Raw genomic sequence first — 18,548 nt, 5'->3', positions numbered from 1 at the left:
ACGGTCAGTTGTCGTGCGCGGTCACATTGCCGTGCATGTCAGTTGCCGTGACATGACTGACGCGTCGGCAGTTTCAGCGACCCTGCTGTGCGGCGGAGCGGCGGCGCAGCACGACCGTTCCCGCTCCCGCGACCAGAAGGGCGGCTGCGGCCGACCCGGCAAGGGCGGTGGTGCTGTCACCCGAGGTCCCGGCCGGTCGCTCGCCCGCGGCGACGCCACCGCGCGGAGCGGCGGCAGCGGGACGCTCGCCCGCGGCCGAAGGCTCGACCACGGCCGGGGCGGGACTGTCGCCCGCGGCAACACCGCCACGGGGCGCAACCGACGGCTCCGAGCCCCGCGCGGGCGCGCCGGTGACACCGGCCGGGGCGGCTGCGGCGGACCGCTCGACGGACGGCTTCGGTGTGGGCGTGCTGTCGGCGAAGGCCGCGGTCGACGGGACGAGTACCGCGCCGGCCGCGACAGCGGCAAGGACGGCGGTACGCAGGGACAGACGGTGGGGCATGGGCATGGCTCCATTCCAGGTCGGCCTCGGTGGTGCCCGGAAGCCGGTTCGCACCGGGCGCAAGGCATGCCGACAGGCTGGCGTGAAGTTATGAAGAAACTGTCAGATCGCTGTGGTCATCGCATCAGGCCTGGCCCGCACCGCTTCCACGGCCGCCCACGGCACGTTCGGGTCCGCCCGCGCCGTTCCCGCGCTCGCAGCCGCCTGCCGCGCTCCCCGACACGCTCGTCGACGCTCCTTGGGACTCGCCCGACCCACCAGCCTCTCCCCACTCACCCGACCCCGTCTGCGCAGGATCTGCCGGCAGCCGGAGCGTGAACACCGAACCCTGCCCCTCGACGCTCACCGCACTCACCGAGCCGCCGTGCGCCTCGACGAGTTTCCGTACGATCGCCAGGCCCAGCCCGCTGCCGCCGGTGCGGCGGCTGCGGGACTTCTCCGCGCGCCAGAAGCGGTCGAAGACATGGGGCAGATCCTCGGCCGAGATGCCGCCGCCCGTATCCGTGACGTCCACCACGACCTGGTCCGCGCACTCGGAGCCGTACGCATGCAATGTGACATTTCCACCGGCCGGAGTGTGACGCACCGCGTTGGAGACGAGGTTGCCGATGGCCTGACGCAGCCGGACCGGATCGGCAGTCAGCTCGGGACCGGGAGCGCCGGCCGTCGCAGTGAGGACGGCCAACGTGACTCCAGCCGTCTCCGCTCCTGCCTGGTGGGCCGCGGCGACCTGGCTCAGAACGTCCTCGATGCGTACCGGCTCGGGGTGCAACCGCAGCGCACCCGCGTCGGCCGCGGCCAGATCCTGGAGATCGTCGATGATGTGCTGCAGCTGAACGGCCTCCGTGTGGAGCGAGGAGATGAACGCCGGGTCGGGCTCCGCCAGACCGTCCTGCGCTGCCTCCAGCCAGCCGCGGATATTGCTCAGCGGGGTGCGCAGTTCATGGGCGACGTCGCTGACCATGTCCTTGCGCTGTCCTTCGAGGCGGGTGCGGTGGGCCGACATGTCGTTGAAGGCCGCGGCGAGCCGCCCGATCTCGTTGTCGTCGGTGACCAGCACCGGCGCGGAGTCCTCCCCGTCCCGCATCCGTTGTGCCGCACCGGTGAGGGCGTGCAGCGGCCGTACGAGCCGGGCCCCGGCCAGCACGGTGGCTCCGACGGTGAGCGCCAGGACGAGCGCCGCGGCACCCGCGATCTTCGCGGTGTTCGCCGGGGAGAGGTCGAAGCCGGGCACGGTCGTGCCGCCCTCGTCGCCGATGAACAGCAGTGCGGGCGAGGCGACATAGGAACTGAGTTGCTCACGACGGGCCGTGCCCACGCAGGATGCGGTGGCCCGGTCGTCGTCGCCGGTGCGGACGCTCGGCGCGGGAGCGGGCGACGGGGTGGAGACGCCGGCGCTGGGCATCGGCTCGGGACCGCCGCCCCAGGACAGGTCCAGATTGAGCTGTACGCCCGTGCGGCCCTGACGTTTCAGGCAGGCATCGGCGAGCTGATTGAGCGCCCCCAGCGCCTTCCGTTCGGTCGCTGTCGGTTCGTCCAATGTGTCGGATGCGCACCTGGTGCCGTGCACCCGGTCCGGATCGTTGCCCACCACTTCGATGCGCGGGCGCCCACTCGGGCCCCGGACCACATCCGCCGCGACCCCGGACCGATTCAGGCACGCCACACTCCGGTCGGCGGCACGCTGCAGCGCCGTACGCTCGGCCGCGGGCAGCCGGAACGGCCCGACGGCCCGCGGGTCTACACGGTCGGCCGTGACGCCGGCCCGGCCCACCGTCTGGGACAGCGCCGTGTCCACGGACAGCGGATCCACGATCGCCGATGCCTCGGGCGGCAGGGCGGGCGGGGACGGCCGGGTGGCGGAATCGGCGAGTGGCCGGCGCTGCTCGGTGGTGAGGGCGATCCGCCGACCGGACTGCCGCGCCAGGTCGCGCACGGTGCTGTCGACGCCGTCCCAGGTGGGGTGAGCCGCCGCGTATCCGAGCAGGGTGTTGTAGATCCGGGCGTCGGCGGTGAGGTTCTGACCCTGTTCCTGCTTGATGGCGCCGGAGGTGGTCTGTACGGCAAGCCAGGCCGTGGCGGCCACCGAACACGCCGCCACCAGCGCCGATACCGCCAGTAGACGGCCGAACAGACTCTTGCGGAGCGGCAGCCGCGCCCGCTGCTCACGTCGAAGGGGCACACCACGCACCCGGTTACGACGACGCACGCGAAGCATTCCTCGCCGGGTCCGTCAGCTTGTAGCCGACACCGAAGACGGTGAGCAGCCGGGCCGGCCTGCGCGGTGCGCGCTCGATCTTCTTGCGCAGGTTCATGATGTGCACGTCGACGGTGCGAAAGCTGATGTACCGGTCGAAGCCGTGCAGCTCCTCAAGGAGCCGCTGCCGGGTGAAGACCCGCTCGGGCTCGGCCGCCATGGCGCAGAGAATCCGGAACTCACCGGGCGTGCACTCCACGAACCGGCCCTCGACCGACACCTCGTGCCGGGCCGGATCGACCACGAGCGCACCTACCGTCAGTACCTCGTCCGCGGCGGGATCGACACCTGCCGCAACCCGCCGGGTGCGACGAAGAAGCGTCCGTACGCGCGCCATCAACTCACGCGGACTGTACGGCTTCGTCATGTAGTCGTCCGCACCGAGATCCAGACCCAGCAGCAGATCGTCCTCTGTGCTGCGGGCCGTCAGCATCAGTACCGGCAGCTCCCGGTGCTCGGCGCGCAGCACACGCACCACGTCCAGGCCGTCGGCCCGCGGCATCATCACATCGAGCACCAGCAGATCGGGCTCCCGGTGCCGGACCTCGGCGAGGGCCGTCAGGCCGTCCCCGACGACCGTGACCGCGTGGCCCTCGTGTTCCAGATAACGGCGTACAAGTTCGGCCTGCTTCTCGTCGTCTTCTGCGACTATGACGTTTGCGCACACGCGGACGATCGTAGATGAGTTCACCCAGGCCCCTCGTGGCGCCGGACCGCCGGGTTGCGCCACAAGACTCGTGGCCGGCTGGCTGCTCGCGGTGGCGGGCGTCGGCTCGGCGTGCGGCCAGCATTCCGGCAGCGACGGCTCCGCCGTCTCCCGGGTGGCCGGTGTCTGTGCCGTCATTCTGCTCTGCTCCGCCCTGATCGCGCGTTCCGGCGCGGGGGAGGCCGATGGTTCCGATTCCGGTGCTCCGGCTCTTGTCGCGGGCCCCGCCACCTGGTCTTGTGTACCGCGGGCACCGTGGGTGATCCGTGACGAGGTCCGCGGCCGGGCTGCGCGCATCCGGCGCACAGATGCGGTCGAGGCGGGAAGAAACGTGGAATCAGTGACCGGACACGATGTACGAGGCACGCTGCCCGAAGGGCTCGGCGAGGCGATACGCGCCACTGCCGAGGAGATCGCCGCGGTGCTGCGCGGGGTTGCCGACACGGGCGTTCCGGTGCCCGGCTCGGAGTGGACCCTCGGGCAGGCGGCAGCGCATCTGGCGCAGGCCAACGAGCTGATGGCCGACATCGCGGCCGGGCAGGAACGCAGCTACGGCGACGGAACGCCGCAGAGTCTGGCCGAGGCCAATGAGCGCGCGCTGGCCGGCTTCGGGGAGCGGGACGCCGATCCGCTGGCCGAGATGATCGTGACGCACGCGGACGCGTACCTCACGGCGGTGGACCGGTGCACGACGGGCGCGAACGTGGTCACCCCGTTGGGCCCGATGAGCAAGGCGGTGCTGGGCTCGTACCTGCTGACACACATGCTCGGCCATGGTTACGACCTCGCCCGTGCGGTGGGCCGCCCGCACATGCTCGACCGCACCCGCGTCGAGCTGTCGCTGCCGTTCATGATCACGGCGATGCCCCGGGTGACCGATGCCACTGCGATCGGCCGGCTGACCGCCCGCTACACGATCCGCCTGTGGGGCGGAGCCCGCTTCGGCGTCACCTTCACCGGCGGCGTCGTATCCGTCACCCCGCAGCAGCCCACCCGCCCGGACTGCACCATCCTCATCGAGCCGGTCACCTTCCTCCTGATGGCGCTCGGCCGGTGCAACCCATGGGGAGCCATGGCCCGCGGCCGTGTCCTCGCCTGGGGCCGCAAGCCCTGGCTCGCTCCCCGCTTCCCGGAGCTGTTCAAGGCGCCCTGAGGGGCGGGCGGATTTCCGGCGTCGGGCCAGGACGATCATCATTGCCATGTCCAAGGGATATCGACCCGTCTGACGCTAACGTTGATCCGGACGGTGGAAGCGGCGGTGCCGGGGAGGGCGCACCGCGCGGAACACCGGGAACGAGGAGTGCGCGACATGCTCGATCCCACTTCGGTGGCGGCTATTTCGGCGGTACTCGGCGCAGTTGGTTCGGGGATGGCCAACGAGGCCGGCAAGTGGGCCTGGGAGTCGACCGGCGGCGTCGTACGGAGAATCGTCGGCCGGGAGGTCCCCGCGCCCGTCGCCCCGGAGGAACGGGACGACGTGGCCCACATGGTCTACGAGCAGATCCGTACGAACCCGCAACTCGCGGCCTCCTGGAGCGCGTTCGCGTCCAGAGTGCACGGAGGACCGAATCCGGTCCGAGCCGCGCAGTCACACCTCCCCGCCTCCATAAGGTTCTTCACGGACCGCAAGGAAGCGTTGAAGCAACTCCAGCGAGAGGCAACCCGCCGCGCGGACGGAAGGCCCCGGCTCGCCCTGGTGCACGGCCCGGACGGCATGGGTTCCAGCACGCTCGCCGTGCACTTCGGATCCCGGCCGACCCGGCTCTTCCCGGACGGCCAGATCTATGCCGACCTCGGCGGCGGGGGCGCCGGGAGCGCACGCAGCGTCGGAACCGTACTGCGCACACTGCTTCGCCAACTGGGCGCACGGGACGAAGAGATGCCGACCGCCACCGACCGGCTCGGTGAGTTCTTCCGTCATTGCGCAGCGGACCGCAAACTCCTGGTCGTGCTCGATCACGCGCACTCCGCAGCGCAGGTCCGGCCGTTCCTCACGTCGGCGCCCGGGGTGTTCACGATCGTCGTCGCCCGGACCCCGTTCCCCGGCCTCGACGCCGTACGGGTTCCCGTCGGTCCGCTCACGGACAGGGACGCCGTGCGTCTGCTCACCGATATCACCGACAAATCCACCGTCGCCGCAGCCCGCGCCACGCTGCCTGCGCTGCTCGCGCGATGCGGCGGATCGCCGTACGCCCTGCGCGCCGCAGCGGACCGGCTCTGTGCCCCCACGCTTCCACCGCGTCAGGCCGCACCGGACAGCGATCCGGTACAAGGGGCGGCGGAGGACAACTACCAGCTCCTGACGCCGGAATCCGCCAAGCTGTACCGGCTGATGGCACTGCGCAGCTGGCCCGCCTTCGACGCCGCGACGGCCGGGCGGGCCACCGGCCAGGACCCGGCGGTCACGGCACAACTCCTGGCGGATCTCGCCGACAGGATGCTCCTGGAACGCAGCCGGAGCGGAACCGACAACGGCCGCTACCACTACCGCTCCGGGGTCCGCGCACACGCCGAGGCGACAGCGATCCGCGAGGACGGAATCGCGGCCTGCTCCGCAGCTCTCACCCGCACGCTGCTCGCCTATGCGGACCTGGCGACATCGGCGGCCCACCAGGCACTCCCGGAGAGCTGGCGCGTCCCGGCACCCGACGAGGACCGGATCGGGCAGAGGTACGCGGACCGGGGCGCCGCCCTCGACGCGCTGCTCGCGGAGCTGGGCAATCTGGTCGAGGCCGTTCGCTGTGCCGAGGAGTCCGGCGACCCGGACACCGCCGTACGTCTGAGCCGTTCCCTGTGGCCGCTGCAGCTCAAGGCGGGCCACCACGAGATGCTGCTGCCGGCGCTGCGCATCGGAGCGCGTCTCGCCGACGCCCATCTCCCGGGAAGTCTCGACGCCGGAGCGCTCCACGCCCAACTGGCTCACTCGCTGACCGAGTTGGGGCGTTGGGAGGAAGCGGAGACGGAGACACTGGCGGCTGCGCGGGCCGAGGAGTCGGCCGCCCACAAGCGAGGCCACGCCTCGGCCGTGGAGTTCCTGGGACTGCTCAGGCTGCGGCAGTGGCGTTACCAGGAGGCGTACGAGTGCTTCGACGAAGCGGGCGTCATCCTGAACACGATGGGCGCCCATGACGAGGGAACCGCCGACCTGCCGCGTGCTCAGGCCCTGTTGGAACGCCATCGCGGCCGAGCCCTGCGCGGGCTCGGACGAGGCGGGGAGGCCCGCGAGAGGCTGCAGACCGCACTGCGCCACTTCCGGGCGAGCGGCGATACGTACAACACGGCCCGGACGCTCACCGATCTGGCCGAGACCTGGTTGGACGAGGAGGACACCGAAGCGGCACTGCCCCTGATCGACGAGGCGATCACAACGCTCGACGGCCAGCGCGCGGAGTACCACCTGTCGCATCTGCGACGCATGAGAGAACGCTGCGTCACCCCGTAAACGCTCTTCCCGCCTCTGACATCCCCGTCATTCCGGAGGTGTCAGAGGAGCAACCCGCACGCGGTGAAGCCGCGTACCTGTCCGCACGGAGAGCCCGTCGGCCATCGCTTGCGTGAGGCGCTTGTCGGCTGTGGCCGCGCCGGGGCTGCCGGTGGCCAGCCAGGCGTACAGGGCAGAGGCGTACGCGGCGGGGTCAAGACCGGACATGCCTCCCGCATCGGCGCTGGGCGCCGCCACCACCCGGAGCGGCTCCTCGCCACGCACCCTGACCACACACGCGGACGGCCCGGTCACATAGGCCGCAAGGGAACAGCCCTGATGGCGCCGGAGCACTTCGGCGGTCCAGTCCGATGGGGAGCCGAAGCGCGGGTCGTCGGGTGCCCCGTCCCGGAAGATGACATCCGCCAGATCCAACTGATCCACGTCACGGGTGTCCTCGTGCACGGCGACATGCAGTTCCCCGTCGTGATCCGGGCCCACCATCGGCCACGGGCCCGCCCGGCGACTGACCGCGACCTCTCCCGGCCCGAGGACCTGCGACAGTACGTGAAAGGGGGCGGTGGCCGTTCCGGCCTCGTAGTCGGGCAGCGGGAGAGGCTTCAGTGAAGCCGGCCAACCGGGCTCCGGCGCACCCATCATCGAGTAGAAGAGCCTGCGCAACCGGACCGCTGATTCACCCGGCACGGAGGTGGTGAACCCGGCAGGCCCCGACAACGGCCGGTGACGCCCGATGAGTCTCTCGATCTGCGCCGACAGTGATACGTCGGGGTCGAGCCGCGGTGCCTCCCGCATGAACGCGGAGATCGGCGCATCGGGATCGAGGGCGTCGAGCGGCGCGGCCCCCAGGAGCACAGGAGTGCCGAGGGCGGCAGCGTAGTAGGTGACGGAACCGTGGTCCCCGATCACGGCATCGGCGGCCAGCAGAGCCTGCCGCCACCCCTTCAGCGGATCGATCAGCGCCAGCCCGCCGCGCCGCGCGCGATCGAGCCAGGCGCGGATCTGACCGGGTCCGTGGCCGTGCCAGATGTTCGGGTGCAGTACGGCGGCGAACCGGTACTCGTCCACGGGGAACTCGGCAGAGACCCGGTCCAGCAGCGCAGCCACGACGTCACCGTCGCTCCCGCCATCACCGAAGAGGGACTCGGAGTTCCAGGTCGAATTCAGCAGGACCAGCTGCTGCCCAGGTCGCACACCCAACGCACGGCGGAAGCGTTCGCGATAGGGCCGGGCGGCGAGTATCCGGTCGAAGCAGGGGTCCCCGGCGAGTACGGCTGTCGGCGCCGCCTCGGGACAGGCGATACGCAACCGTTCGTACTGCTCGGGATGGGAGAGGACGAGCGCGTCCGCGACAGGGGCGCCCTGCGACAGAAGCCACTCCGGCGCAAGCCCGAAAACGGGCGCAGGCACCGCCGCCCCCGCCCCGGTGTCCGGTGTCCGGTGTCCGGTGTCCGGTGTTGCCAGCCTCTTAGTGTATCCAACACCGTGCGACAGGATCGCCAACTTCCCTGAAAACACGTCCAGTTGGCCGCCAAAACTGGCGGAGACGACCAGGTCCGCCTCTGTCTCGGTCGCCTGCTCCCACGGCAGGACCGGCACTCCGGTGTCGGCCAGCAACTCGGCCGTGCCGGCCGCGAACGCCGACGAGCCCGTACAGGTCACCAGCAGCTGGACGCGCCAGTCGTCGTCGAACAGGGGCAGCACATCGAGCAGCCGGGTCGCGGCGGTCACGTTGTGCACGACGACGAGGACCCGCAGACACTTCCCCCGGGTCGCCCACCGCGCCGCATCATCCCCCACCGGCACCCGCAACCACCCGGTCCGCCCGTTCTCCATCCGTACGCCCCTCATCCGCCCCGGCCCACCCCGTGGGACCCATGCCGCCCGCGCGACCGGCCACGATAGTCAACCAGCGCGACCCATCGCGCCGACCAAGGGGGCGGAGCAGAGCCGACAGGGGGCGACGGAGCGACGCGCATCCGACGGGACGCCCCTGGCGCCACCCCTCACGCAGCCATCGCCAGCGCAGCCTTGCTCAGCGAGTCATCGCGCGACTGGGTCTGCTTCCGGTCGCCGAAGACGACGACCCGCAGCAGCGCGAACCGTCCTGTCCCCGCCAGAGCGGACGCCGACAGATAGACCGTCTGCTCGACCAGGGCCGAGGGCTCGGACCGCACGGCGTACAGACAGAGCAGCGCCCCCGTCGTGAACGCATAGCTCACGGCGACCGTCACCCCGGACTGAAGATGGACCCCCCACCCCTTCCGCTCGCTCCGGAAGGAGACCCGCCCGTGCAACTCGGTCGCGATCACCGTGGAAACGACGGTGACCAGCGCATTGGCGACAGCCATCGGTATCCGGTCGCTGAGCAGCACGAGGGCCCCGCTCGACGCCAGCCCGACACCGCCACCACACACGACGAACCGCACAAAGGCCGCGACGAGCGGGTGAAGGGTGCGCGTCTGTCGGCGCGATGGGGCGGTCACTGGCGGGCCTCCGTGGGCTGTGGCGTGGAGCGGCGGGTTCATTCCACCGCAGAACCTACGGAGCCGGCGTCGTCCGGGCGACTGGATTAACCCCCGACATCCCGTGGGTGACAACCCCGAGAGACCCCTGGGTCCGATACCCCGACACACCCGGCACCCCGGCACCCCGATGCGGAGCGGGGGCCTGATTCCCGGGTGCGGCCCCTCGGGTTCGTTGTGAGCCGCGCGTATCCGTGACGCGCGTCATGTAGGTGCCGAGACACTCGTTGATGTCGGTGGTGGTCAGCGGCCAGGCGCGGTGCCTGGGCAGTCTTCGATTTCGTGCGGACATAGGAAGAGGAATCGCAGAAGATCATTGCCGTTTCTTACGGGTTTTCTGTCGACTGCGGTTCAAGGGCCTCATCCTCGTCGAGTACGACCGTATGGCCGTCGGGTTTACCCTTGAAAACCCCCTGGTCGACGGCGAGAACTACACCTCCGCCCTCACCCCGCCCCACCGCATCCGCCCGGAGTACGCCATGCCCCTGCCCGTCGATGAAGAGGACACCCGCAAAGTCCAGACGGCAGTATCGGGTTCTCCCGGGGCGGACTCGCCGGTCTATCTGCCGATGGACGTGGTGGAGTACGACAGGTTCATCTGCCTCCACCCGCAGAAGGACTTCTACTGCGGCAGGCTTCTCGGCGGCTGTGGCAAGAAGCTGGCCGCGCGCAAGTACCGTGACAAGAAGTGCCACTTCGCCCACATCGGTTCAGGGCACTGCCGACGAAGCGCGACGAACGAGGCCAGCGCGGATCACCTCTACATGGGGCGCGCTCTCGTCACTTGGCTGAAGCAGCAGAAGTGCAAAGGTGTTCAGCCCCGCTACAAGCAGAAGGGCCAGTCGCTTCGCGAGCGGGTCGATGTGTTGTACACCCTCGGCCGGCGGCCACGGCTGCTCCGCGTTCAGCTCGCCGTCAAGTCCCAGGCGTTGTGGGAGGCGGACGACTCTCGCCTCCGGAGCGAATGGGCAGGCATCGAGTGGCTCTTCGGTCCGGACAGCATGCTGGCCAACTGGCAGGTGGACCGGCAGGGTCACGCCCTTCGCATCCGATGTCGACCGTCCGGAGCCACGCGCGTCGTGGAGATCGGAACCCAGTATCCCGACACCCCGGTCGAATGGGTTCCCCTTTCCGCCTGCCGCATGACCTCGTTCGGCATCCAGACTCCGGGCCTCGCTCTCACCCCCGGTGGCCTCGTCCAGCGCGGCAAGGAACCCCGAAGTTCCGCTGCCCCGCGCGGGAAGGCCGACGCCCGCGTGCCAACCGCTCCGCTGACAGTCGAGACAGAGCAGGCAGCACCCACGGAATCCGCAGGCAGGAGAGGACCGGGAAGCGACCTGCTTCCTGAGACCGCCCGCGATGGCAGCCGGGACGGAGAATCGCTCTCGGCGCCCAGCCGACGGCTCCGCGCTCGCACGGTCTTCGGTGATGGGGCTGAGGCAGCCCCCCGCCCAGTCGTGGAACAGGCACCGGTCCACGCCGCTCCGCAGACCACGGCCGTCACGCCGGCGCAGCTGCTTTCCCGGGACGACGAGCCGGCCGGCAGGCGGTTGGTGCGACTCCTTGACCACCTCGATCTCGTGGGCGACCACCTCCACCTGGATCAGCTTCAGTCGGTGCTCCGCGAGGCAGGGGCCTGTGTGTCGGCGATGTGGAGCCCACCGGCCTCCGACCTCACATCTCGTATAGCCGCGTGGCGGGCTCATGCGAATCTGCTCATCGCGCGGCCGAGCTTCCGCGAGATCCAGGCGTGTGCCGACCTGATCAGACCTGCCTTGCGCATGGCAGCACGGGTTTCCCGACCGCTCACATGGATGGATCTCGGCAGTCGGCTCGATGACCGTCTGCCCGGTCTCCACCCGGATGACAAGGTGTCCGTCCTGGTCGAGACAGACCGCATGACCCCACACGGCAGGCCGCTTCTCTCGGCTCTTGTCGCGGCCCGAGCGGATCGTGTCCACCCTCTGTACGCCCAGGTCTTGGACCACTTGGATCGCCCGGTGCCGTCTGCGCATGCGGCCCAGGCCCGATGGCTCGTTGATGTACGCAGCCACCGAGCCTCCGCGAGCGGCGACTTCTGGTGACGCGCGTCTGATCCGTGCTTCGTCGCTCCGACGAGCCGTGCCCGGGGCCCGGAGCCGGTACCCCCGGCCCCGCGGCATGGTGCGATTGATCAGCCGCGGGTTACGGAGTTCACGAACCGCGCCCATCCGTCCGGCCCAATGGCGAGGTGCGGTCGCGACACGTCCTTGGAGTCCCGGACATGGACGGCCTGCTCGGCGACAGCGACTTCTACGCAACTGTCGCCCTGGCTGCCGCTGTAGCTGGACTTGAACCAGGCGAGTTCCGTCGTGGTCATAGCTCTCCTCGCAGTCGCTCCAGTAGGCCCCGTGATTCCTTGGGGTTCAGGGCCTGCGAACGCAGTGTGTCATAGCGCTGGTGAAGGAGGCTCACCTCTTTCGGATCGGTGATCAGCCGTCCGTTCTGCTGCCCCTCGGAGTACCCGAGGCGGCGCCTCTCCGGAGTCTCCAGGAGTTGCAACGGCCCGTCCAGGCACGCGTGTAACCCAGCCTCCAACGGCACCACTTGCAACGTCACATTACGCGGAGCGCTGAGCTCCAGTACGCGGTCGAGCATGTCCCGCATCTGCTCCGTACGGCCGAACCTGCGCCGGAGGACATGCTCCTCCACGATGAAGCTGAACGGGACGGTAGGTCGTTCGTGCATCATCTTCTGCCGCTCCAGCCGCGCTGCGAGCTGGGCTTCCAGCTGCTGATCCGTCAGCAACGGAATCGTGCCCTCGAACACCGCCCGCGCATATTCGTCCGACTGCAACAACCCCGGCACCAGCCTGCACTCGTAGGTGCACAGGCTCACCGCAACCTTCTCCAGCCGCGCCCACCTGCGGAACCAGGCCGCCAGTCCCGGCTCGCCGCGCGTCAGATGGGCTGCAGCTTTTCTCAGCGCGCCCGTGTTGCCGAGTGCCTCCTCCGCCCGCTCCACGAACGCGTCATCCGGCATGCGGCGCCCCAACTCCACCGACTCCACGGTGTGTTTGGAGAACCTCACGTGCGTGCCGAAGTCGGTCCGGCTGAGCCCGGCGTGTTCGCGGAGGGCCTGGACGACGGCCCCGAAAGTCCGCAGACTGTCCGAGGGGTCGGGTTCCCGCTCCTCCCGATCCGCCCCTGCCACAACGGCGTTGTCGGTCGTCATACGCGGCCACCTCCAGGTGCAGGCGCGTGATTTTCCCGCGCTCAATTCACCCAGAATGAGACATCAGGCCGCGTACCATCCACCGAACGTGCCCGTACGCTGACTGAGCGTACGGAGTCCGGCGATCTGCGTGCAGTCCGGCGCGGACGGTGAACGTGCCCAGCGGCCGCGGGCCCGGCGGTCTGCGGAACGCACTGCCCCGACACGTTCCCGAGCGGGAACTGCCCGGCACCAGCCATACGGACCTGACCTGTCCGACGTCCGTACATCGTTCCGCCCAGTGGCCCTGCTCTCCGTACCCCTGTCTGCCGTACGGGAGTAATCCCTGGTCGGAGGCGTCTTCCGGGGAAATCATGACGGGGTGAATCCATCGAACCAACTGGCGGAACCATCCCGTCCGGCAACCGAGTCCACACTGCGGCTCAGCAGCACCCGCCGCGGTGCACGACTCGCCCGTACCCTCGCAGTCCAGCAACTGACCGAGTGGCGCGGAGCTCCGCACGACTCGGCCGCTGCGCACGCCGTCGCACTCGTCACGGCGGAGCTCGCGTCCAACGCGATCACCCATGGGCGTCTGCAGGGCCGCGACTTCCGGCTGACGCTGCGGTTGTTGCCCGAGGCCGTCCGTATCGAGGTGACCGACACACGTCCCGAACGCCTCCTCCCGGCTACAGCTCCGAAGCCCTGCGATCCGGTCGACGAGACCGGGCGCGGCCTGCTGCTCGTTGAGGCGTACGCGAGCCGCTGGGGATGCGCGGTTCTCGATGCCTGCACGAAGTGCGTGTGGGCCGAAGTGCTCTGCTGAGGGCGCAGGCAGGGGGCTGTGCTTGCCCATTTCCTGGCCGGTTCAGGGGGACTTGAGCATGCCGCGGAGCTCGGCGACGAGACCGTGTACATCGTGTTCTGTGACGGGTGCGGTGACGTGGCCGGTCATCGGGGCCGGGGGCGTATTCGGCCCCGAAGCGGGCCGGCGGCAGGCGCGGCAGAGGCCGTCGGGGAGTGCTTCCGGGCGGCCGGGGACACCGCACTGGGTGCACTCCATCATCACGCGGGGGGTATGAGCAGCCTGGGCGGTGGGGGCGGCAGTGGCGGGCAGGCGAGGTGGCATCTTGTCGCGGAGCCTGCGGCGGACGAAGCCCAGCGGTGAGTTGACCTCGTCCGGCAGCCCGGCGACGAGGGACCGGACGAGGTAGTCCGGGGTCACGCCCTGCGCCAGCCAGCCCGCGGCCAGCTCCTCCAACACCGTGCAGTCGGCTGCGGAGAGTGCCAGGCGCGGTTCTGTGCGGCCGAGTTGGGCCAGCGCCAGATAGGCGGCGGAGGGGCGCTCCGGGCCCGGGGCCGAGGAGGGCGCCGGGGACTGTGTGGGTGTCGGCTGTGTCTGCGGGGGAGTCGCACTCCGTTGCTGCGGTACGACAGCCGGAACGCGGGCGGGCTGGAGAGATGCGGCCGGGACGGGCGACGGGGGCAGGGCATCGACGGCGGTCGGCGGCGCGGACTGCGGAGCGTCGCCGCGTACGGGCTCCGATGCAGGTGCCGGAGGCAGGGTCTCGTCCGGGGCCCAAGGCGGCGGCTGGGTCGTGGCCGCTGCCTCGGCTGCGAACTCCTGGATCTCCGCCGGGACGATGTCCTGGCCCGCTTCGGCCGCGAGGTAGGCGGCCCACCACTCGTTGTCGTGCGCGGCGCGGGTCCAGAAGGTCCGCGACGCAGATGACCGGCCACCGACAGGGCGGTCAGGGCGGTGCTGACGGCCTGCTGGCCGTAGAGCGGGAGCTGCTTCGCGAGCGTCTTCACGCTCATCGCGGCGCCTTCGGGCAGGCGGTCGATGAATCCGGCGATGTAGCCCTCGCGAGGGGGCAGCAGTGCGAAGTCATCGGCGCGGGGCGGGAGCTGGTTTGGGACGGACCGCTTGCCGTAGCCGGGCTTGGCCATCGGGTACGGAGGCGAGGATGCGGGCGCGGGCAGGGCGGCGCTAAGGTTCTCGGTAGCCACGAGATCGGGGTCCTTCGATCTTGGGGTGAGACCCCGGCATGGTGCTCGTAACACCGCGTCGGGGTCGTTTTGTTGTGGCGGCACCGTAAGCAGGTGCGACTGCGTGTCGCAAGCCGGTCACGATTAGTCGTACTTGCTCGCCGTTACGGGTCGGGGAGGTCAGGGGGGTTCCCACCCCCCTATGACCCCGCCGGTCAAAGAAGGCGCTCGGATCCCGGCGCCCGGGTCTCGCCGCTCGTGTCCCGGCGCCCGGATCCCGAAGCTCAGGACTCGGCCGAAGACCCTGGGGCCTACCCACGAATGAGTGAGGAGGGCGGTGCCGTAACGCGGGTTACGAGACCCGGGTTACAAGACCCGGCACATGGCGGCACGACACACTCCTCCGCCCCGTACCTATGGCTGCCCACCCCATGGGAAGGTCCCCCGCACCGTCCTACCGTGACGGACTCGAACCACCGAGTCCACCCCCCCGGACGGGAGAGCCGCGATGCGCAGAGCAACGAGCACCTTGCTCGGCCTGCTTCTCACACTGCTGAGCCTCGGAGCAGCCACCACACCGGCCCACGCCGCCCCACCCGGCTACCTCACCCTCGAAGCCACATACACCACCGTCGCCAACGGCTGGGACCGCGTCGACCGCTACCTCGACACCACCAGCGGCTTCCATGCCGAGCAGTACCCCCAGGACGGCCGCGGCGACCAGGACGGTCAGCGACGCACCTTCTTCGGCGGTGTCAAGCAGCCCTACTCCGGCCGCTTCCTCCTCTACTCCGCCCCCGGCTGGAACAGCGGAAGTCACCAGACCCCCGTCCTCTTGGTCCACGGCGCCAACGACAACGCCGACCGCGCCTGGGCCAACCCCGGCGAAGCCGGTGGCTACGGCTGCGGTACGGCCTCCTGCCCCAACACCGGACTCATGCAGTACCTCGCCGCCCGCGGCTACCGCGTCTTCGCCGTCAACTTCGCCCATAAGCAGGGCGACAACCTGATGCAGGCCCAGCAGGTCGGCGACGCCATAGCCGTCATCAAGGACCGGCTCGGCGTCAGCCAGGTGGACCTCGTCGGCTGGAGCAAGGGGGAGATGTCCACCCGCGCCTACGTCTCCTCACTGCGCCCCACCTGGGGACGCCCCTATGCCGGAGACGTACGCCGCCTCATCACCCTCGGCGGCCCCAACGGCGGCTACGACTACCCCTATGCCCACGGCTGGGCCCATGACTTCAGCATCTGGCCCCAGTGCGGCGGCAGCGTCAACGCCCCTTCGCCCCACCTCAACATGACCTGCTACGGCACCTACACCGCCCACCCCGAATTCGCCTTCGCCCCCACCAACGGCTACGACGTCTATCCCGGACAGCGCCAGATGCTCGCCCGCTGGGACGCCACCTACGGCATCGACATGACCCAACAGGACTGGTACACCACCTACCACGGTGGCCAGGGCTTCTACACCTCCGGCAGCGGCATCCAGACCGCCATCGACGCCGGCTCCCTGATCACCCCCCTCCACAAGGCAGGCATCCCCGGCTCCGTCGCCACCTACCTCCTCGCCGGCGGATCCCCCAGCGTCCTCGGCATCTACAACGAGAACCGCGGACCCAGCGACGGGGTGGTCTTCGTCGACAGCGCTCTCGACCGCACCGGCATCGCCAACGTTGCCGGCACCGCCCTCATCTCCACCGCCAACCACCTCCAACTCGGCTGGCACTCCTCCGCCAGCGCCCAGATCGCCGCCTGGCTCGGCTGAGCCCGCCACACCGAAGGACGGACCATGACCCCGCCCACACTCCTGCCCGGCGTCCGAGCTCGACGGATCACCACCGCCCGGCTCACCCTCAACCTCCTCGAACTCCCCGACCGGACCGGCGAGCCCGTCCTCTTCGTCCACGGCAACGTCTCCGACGCCACCTTCTGGCAGCAGACCATGCTCGACCTGCCCCACCCCTACCGCCCCCTCGCCGTCGACCTCCGAGGCTTCGGCGACACCGATCCCCTCCCCGTCGACGCCACCCGCGGCGTCCGGGACTTCAGCGACGACCTCATCGCCCTTTGTGACGCCCTCGCCCTCGACCGCGTCCACCTCGTCGGCTGGAGCATGGGCGGCGGCATCGCCCTCCAACAGCTCCGCGATCACCCCACTGCCGTCCGTAGCCTCACCCTCGTCAACCCCGTCTCCCCCTACGGCTTCGGCGGCACCCACGGTCCCGACGGCCGACTCAACCACCCCGACGGCGCGGGCTCCGGCGCAGGCACCGTCAACCCCGAATTCGTCCAGCGCCTCAAAGAAGGCGACCGCAGCGAGGATTCGCCACTCTCCCCCCGCGCCGTCCTTGCCTCCAGCTACGTCAAACCGCCGCTCCGCCCCGCCCTTGAGGACACCTTCGTCGACGCCATGCTCTCCACCCGCACCGGTGACGACCAGTACCCCGGCGACACCTGTCCCAGCGACCACTGGCCCGGCACCGCCCCCGGCCCCCGAGGTGTCCTCAACGCCATGGCCCCCACCCACTTCCGTATCGACGACCTGCACGGGATCGACCCCAAACCGCCCATCGGCTGGATCCGCGGCACCGACGACCTCATCGTCTCCGACACCTCGCTCTTCGACCTCGCCCACCTCGGTGCACTCGGCGCCGTCCCCGGCTGGCCCGGCGCCGAACACTGCCCCGCCCAACCCATGGTCGCGCAGACCCGCCACGCACTCGATCGCTACGCCGCCGCGGGCGGCCCCGTCCGCGAAACCGCCATCCCCGACGCCGGCCACGCCGTCCACATCGACAAACCCAAGGAGTTCACCGCCGCCCTCCTCGACACCCTCACCGCGGGCCGGTGAAGCGGCCGGGCTGTCCCCCGCGAGGACCTGGATCAGCCGCCGCGTGAGCTGCTTGCCGAGGTGGGTGGGTTGGCCCGACTGATGCCGCGGGACGTTGGCGAAAACGCATATGCCCATAACTCTCCTGATGCCCAGGTAGGTTGAGGCCATAGCTTGATCACTTTCGCGTCCGGAGGTCTCCATGAGCGAGCAGCAGTCATCCGTCACCCTGCCTGCCACGCCGGTGTCGGATCGGATCGACACCACCAGGCCGCACTCCGCCCGCTTCTGGAACTACTTCGTCGGCGGCAAGGACAATTACGAGGTCGACCGTGAGATCGGTGACCAGATCAAGACGTTCTTCCCGGGCCTTGTCGACGTAGCGGTAGCGGGGCGGCAGTTTCTGCGCCGCTCGGTGAGTCACCTGGTGGAGGATCGGGGAGTCCGGCAGTTCCTGGACATCGGGACCGGTCTGCCCACTGCCGACAACACCCACCAGGTGGCCCAGGACATCGCCCCCGAGTCACGCATCGTGTACGTGGACAACGACCCGCTCGTGCTGGCGCACGCTCGTGCGCTGCTCACCAGCTCACCCGAGGGTGTCACGAACTACATCGATGCCGACCTCTACGAGCCGGACGTCATCCTTGCCGAGGCCGCGAAGACACTCGACTTCGACCGGCCTGTGGCCCTGATGCTGCTCGGCATACTCGGTCACGCGGGCGACTTCTCACGGGCCCGTGAGGTGGTGGGCCGGCTGATGGCGGGCCTGCCGTCCGGCAGCCACCTCGTGGTGTACGACGGGACGCGTACCAGCGAGGGCATGATCGCCGCGGAGAAGGCATACATCGAGAGCGGCGCGGTGCCGTACTACGTCCGCGAGCCCGGCGAGATCGTCACGCTCTTCGACGGGCTGCGGATCCTCGACCCCGGCTTCGTCCGGCTCAGTGAGTGGCGGCCCGACGCCGACAGCGCGAGCGTGCCCGCCGACGTCGATGCCTTTGGTGGAATAGGCGTCAAGGATTGACGCGCAGGCGCTGTCGGGCGTCGGGCCGCACGTGAACCCTATAGTGAAGCCGCGTTGATCGTCCGACGACAACGCGCG

General features: G+C 69.8%; 14 protein-coding genes and 1 pseudogene. 7 read left to right on the top strand and 8 right to left on the bottom strand.

The annotated features are described in order from the left end of the window. Window positions 1–73 precede the first annotated feature (73 nt). The 3 genes from ACIPEK_RS15520 to ACIPEK_RS15510 form a co-directional block, all read right to left on the bottom strand. Window positions 74–502 (bottom strand): hypothetical protein, encoded by a 429-nt coding sequence (locus ACIPEK_RS15520; protein WP_401995723.1) that lies wholly within the window; start codon window positions 500–502, stop codon window positions 74–76. A gap of 124 nt (window positions 503–626) precedes the next feature. After that, the gene (locus ACIPEK_RS15515) at window positions 627–2,720 is read right to left on the bottom strand and encodes a sensor histidine kinase (RefSeq protein WP_401995720.1); all 2,094 of its coding nucleotides are present in this window, start codon (window positions 2,718–2,720) and stop codon (window positions 627–629) included. Next, window positions 2,698–3,426 carry a response regulator transcription factor gene (locus ACIPEK_RS15510; RefSeq protein ID WP_401995717.1) on the bottom strand — a complete coding sequence of 243 codons (729 nt, stop codon included), beginning with the start codon at window positions 3,424–3,426 and terminating at the stop codon, window positions 2,698–2,700. The genes ACIPEK_RS15515 and ACIPEK_RS15510 overlap by 23 nt, the downstream gene beginning before the upstream one ends. Before the next feature lie 370 nt (window positions 3,427–3,796). Between ACIPEK_RS15510 and ACIPEK_RS15505 the strand changes: the two genes are divergently transcribed. Then, window positions 3,797–4,618, top strand: a complete 822-nt coding sequence (locus ACIPEK_RS15505) for a maleylpyruvate isomerase family mycothiol-dependent enzyme (RefSeq protein WP_401995852.1) — start codon at window positions 3,797–3,799, stop codon at window positions 4,616–4,618. Window positions 4,619–4,774: 156 nt separating this feature from the next. Further along, complete coding sequence (locus ACIPEK_RS15500; protein ID WP_401995714.1) at window positions 4,775–6,907, top strand: tetratricopeptide repeat protein; 2,133 nt, start codon at window positions 4,775–4,777, stop codon at window positions 6,905–6,907. Between the two features lie 27 nt (window positions 6,908–6,934). Here the strand turns inward: ACIPEK_RS15500 and ACIPEK_RS15495 are convergent, their stop codons facing one another. Both ACIPEK_RS15495 and ACIPEK_RS15490 read right to left on the bottom strand, forming a co-directional pair. Further along, entirely contained in the window at window positions 6,935–8,740 is a 1,806-nt protein-coding gene (locus tag ACIPEK_RS15495) for a hypothetical protein (RefSeq protein WP_401995711.1), read from the bottom strand. A 170-nt stretch (window positions 8,741–8,910) separates the two neighbouring features. After that, window positions 8,911–9,390: a hypothetical protein gene (locus ACIPEK_RS15490; protein WP_401995708.1), complete on the bottom strand. Its 480-nt coding sequence runs from the start codon at window positions 9,388–9,390 to the stop codon at window positions 8,911–8,913. A 422-nt stretch (window positions 9,391–9,812) separates the two neighbouring features. On the opposite strand from ACIPEK_RS15490, the gene ACIPEK_RS15485 reads away from it, so the two are divergent. Then, window positions 9,813–11,513: a competence protein CoiA family protein gene (locus ACIPEK_RS15485; RefSeq protein ID WP_401995705.1), complete on the top strand. Its 1,701-nt coding sequence runs from the start codon at window positions 9,813–9,815 to the stop codon at window positions 11,511–11,513. Window positions 11,514–11,602: 89 nt separating this feature from the next. On the opposite strand, the gene ACIPEK_RS15480 is transcribed toward ACIPEK_RS15485, so the two are convergent. Together ACIPEK_RS15480 and ACIPEK_RS15475 are read right to left on the bottom strand one after the other, a co-directional pair. Next, window positions 11,603–11,788 (bottom strand): DUF397 domain-containing protein, encoded by a 186-nt coding sequence (locus ACIPEK_RS15480; RefSeq protein ID WP_401995702.1) that lies wholly within the window; start codon window positions 11,786–11,788, stop codon window positions 11,603–11,605. Beyond that, the gene (locus ACIPEK_RS15475) at window positions 11,785–12,642 is read right to left on the bottom strand and encodes a Scr1 family TA system antitoxin-like transcriptional regulator (RefSeq protein ID WP_401995699.1); all 858 of its coding nucleotides are present in this window, start codon (window positions 12,640–12,642) and stop codon (window positions 11,785–11,787) included. The genes ACIPEK_RS15480 and ACIPEK_RS15475 overlap by 4 nt, the downstream gene beginning before the upstream one ends. A gap of 361 nt (window positions 12,643–13,003) precedes the next feature. On the opposite strand from ACIPEK_RS15475, the gene ACIPEK_RS15470 reads away from it, so the two are divergent. After that, a complete protein-coding gene (locus ACIPEK_RS15470) occupies window positions 13,004–13,447 on the top strand; it encodes an ATP-binding protein (RefSeq protein WP_401995696.1) in 444 nt (147 codons plus the stop codon). Window positions 13,448–13,489: 42 nt separating this feature from the next. On the opposite strand, the pseudogene ACIPEK_RS15465 reads toward ACIPEK_RS15470, so the two are convergent. Then, window positions 13,490–14,631 (bottom strand): annotated as a pseudogene (locus tag ACIPEK_RS15465) (MarR family transcriptional regulator). A gap of 487 nt (window positions 14,632–15,118) precedes the next feature. Here ACIPEK_RS15465 and ACIPEK_RS15460 point away from each other — a divergent pair. From ACIPEK_RS15460 to ACIPEK_RS15450, 3 genes are all read left to right on the top strand, one after another. Further along, window positions 15,119–16,378 carry an esterase/lipase family protein gene (locus ACIPEK_RS15460; RefSeq protein WP_401995694.1) on the top strand — a complete coding sequence of 420 codons (1,260 nt, stop codon included), beginning with the start codon at window positions 15,119–15,121 and terminating at the stop codon, window positions 16,376–16,378. A 24-nt stretch (window positions 16,379–16,402) separates the two neighbouring features. Next, a complete protein-coding gene (locus ACIPEK_RS15455) occupies window positions 16,403–17,464 on the top strand; it encodes an alpha/beta hydrolase (protein ID WP_401995691.1) in 1,062 nt (353 codons plus the stop codon). Between the two features lie 181 nt (window positions 17,465–17,645). After that, entirely contained in the window at window positions 17,646–18,470 is an 825-nt protein-coding gene (locus ACIPEK_RS15450; RefSeq protein ID WP_401995688.1) for an SAM-dependent methyltransferase, read from the top strand. The last annotated feature ends 78 nt before the right edge of the window (window positions 18,471–18,548 follow it).

The organism is Streptomyces sp. NPDC088246, from assembly GCF_044741025.1.
In the GTDB taxonomy this organism is placed as follows: Bacteria; Actinomycetota; Actinomycetes; order Streptomycetales; family Streptomycetaceae; genus Streptomyces.
This window is presented reverse-complemented; position numbering and strand designations above follow the sequence as displayed.

Excerpts from the sequence above, each read along its gene's own strand:
- ACIPEK_RS15520 (WP_401995723.1), bottom strand. The coding sequence starts at position 502 with ATGCCCCACCGTCTGTCCCTGCGTACCGCCGTCCTTGCCGCTGTCGCG.
- ACIPEK_RS15515 (WP_401995720.1), bottom strand. The coding sequence starts at position 2,720 with ATGCTTCGCGTGCGTCGTCGTAACCGGGTGCGTGGTGTGCCCCTTCGA.
- ACIPEK_RS15500 (WP_401995714.1), top strand. The coding sequence starts at position 4,775 with ATGCTCGATCCCACTTCGGTGGCGGCTATTTCGGCGGTACTCGGCGCA.
- ACIPEK_RS15495 (WP_401995711.1), bottom strand. The coding sequence starts at position 8,740 with ATGGAGAACGGGCGGACCGGGTGGTTGCGGGTGCCGGTGGGGGATGAT.
- ACIPEK_RS15485 (WP_401995705.1), top strand. The coding sequence starts at position 9,813 with ATGGCCGTCGGGTTTACCCTTGAAAACCCCCTGGTCGACGGCGAGAAC.
- ACIPEK_RS15480 (WP_401995702.1), bottom strand. The coding sequence starts at position 11,788 with ATGACCACGACGGAACTCGCCTGGTTCAAGTCCAGCTACAGCGGCAGC.
- ACIPEK_RS15475 (WP_401995699.1), bottom strand. The coding sequence starts at position 12,642 with ATGACGACCGACAACGCCGTTGTGGCAGGGGCGGATCGGGAGGAGCGG.
- ACIPEK_RS15460 (WP_401995694.1), top strand. The coding sequence starts at position 15,119 with ATGCGCAGAGCAACGAGCACCTTGCTCGGCCTGCTTCTCACACTGCTG.
- ACIPEK_RS15455 (WP_401995691.1), top strand. The coding sequence starts at position 16,403 with ATGACCCCGCCCACACTCCTGCCCGGCGTCCGAGCTCGACGGATCACC.
- ACIPEK_RS15450 (WP_401995688.1), top strand. The coding sequence starts at position 17,646 with ATGAGCGAGCAGCAGTCATCCGTCACCCTGCCTGCCACGCCGGTGTCG.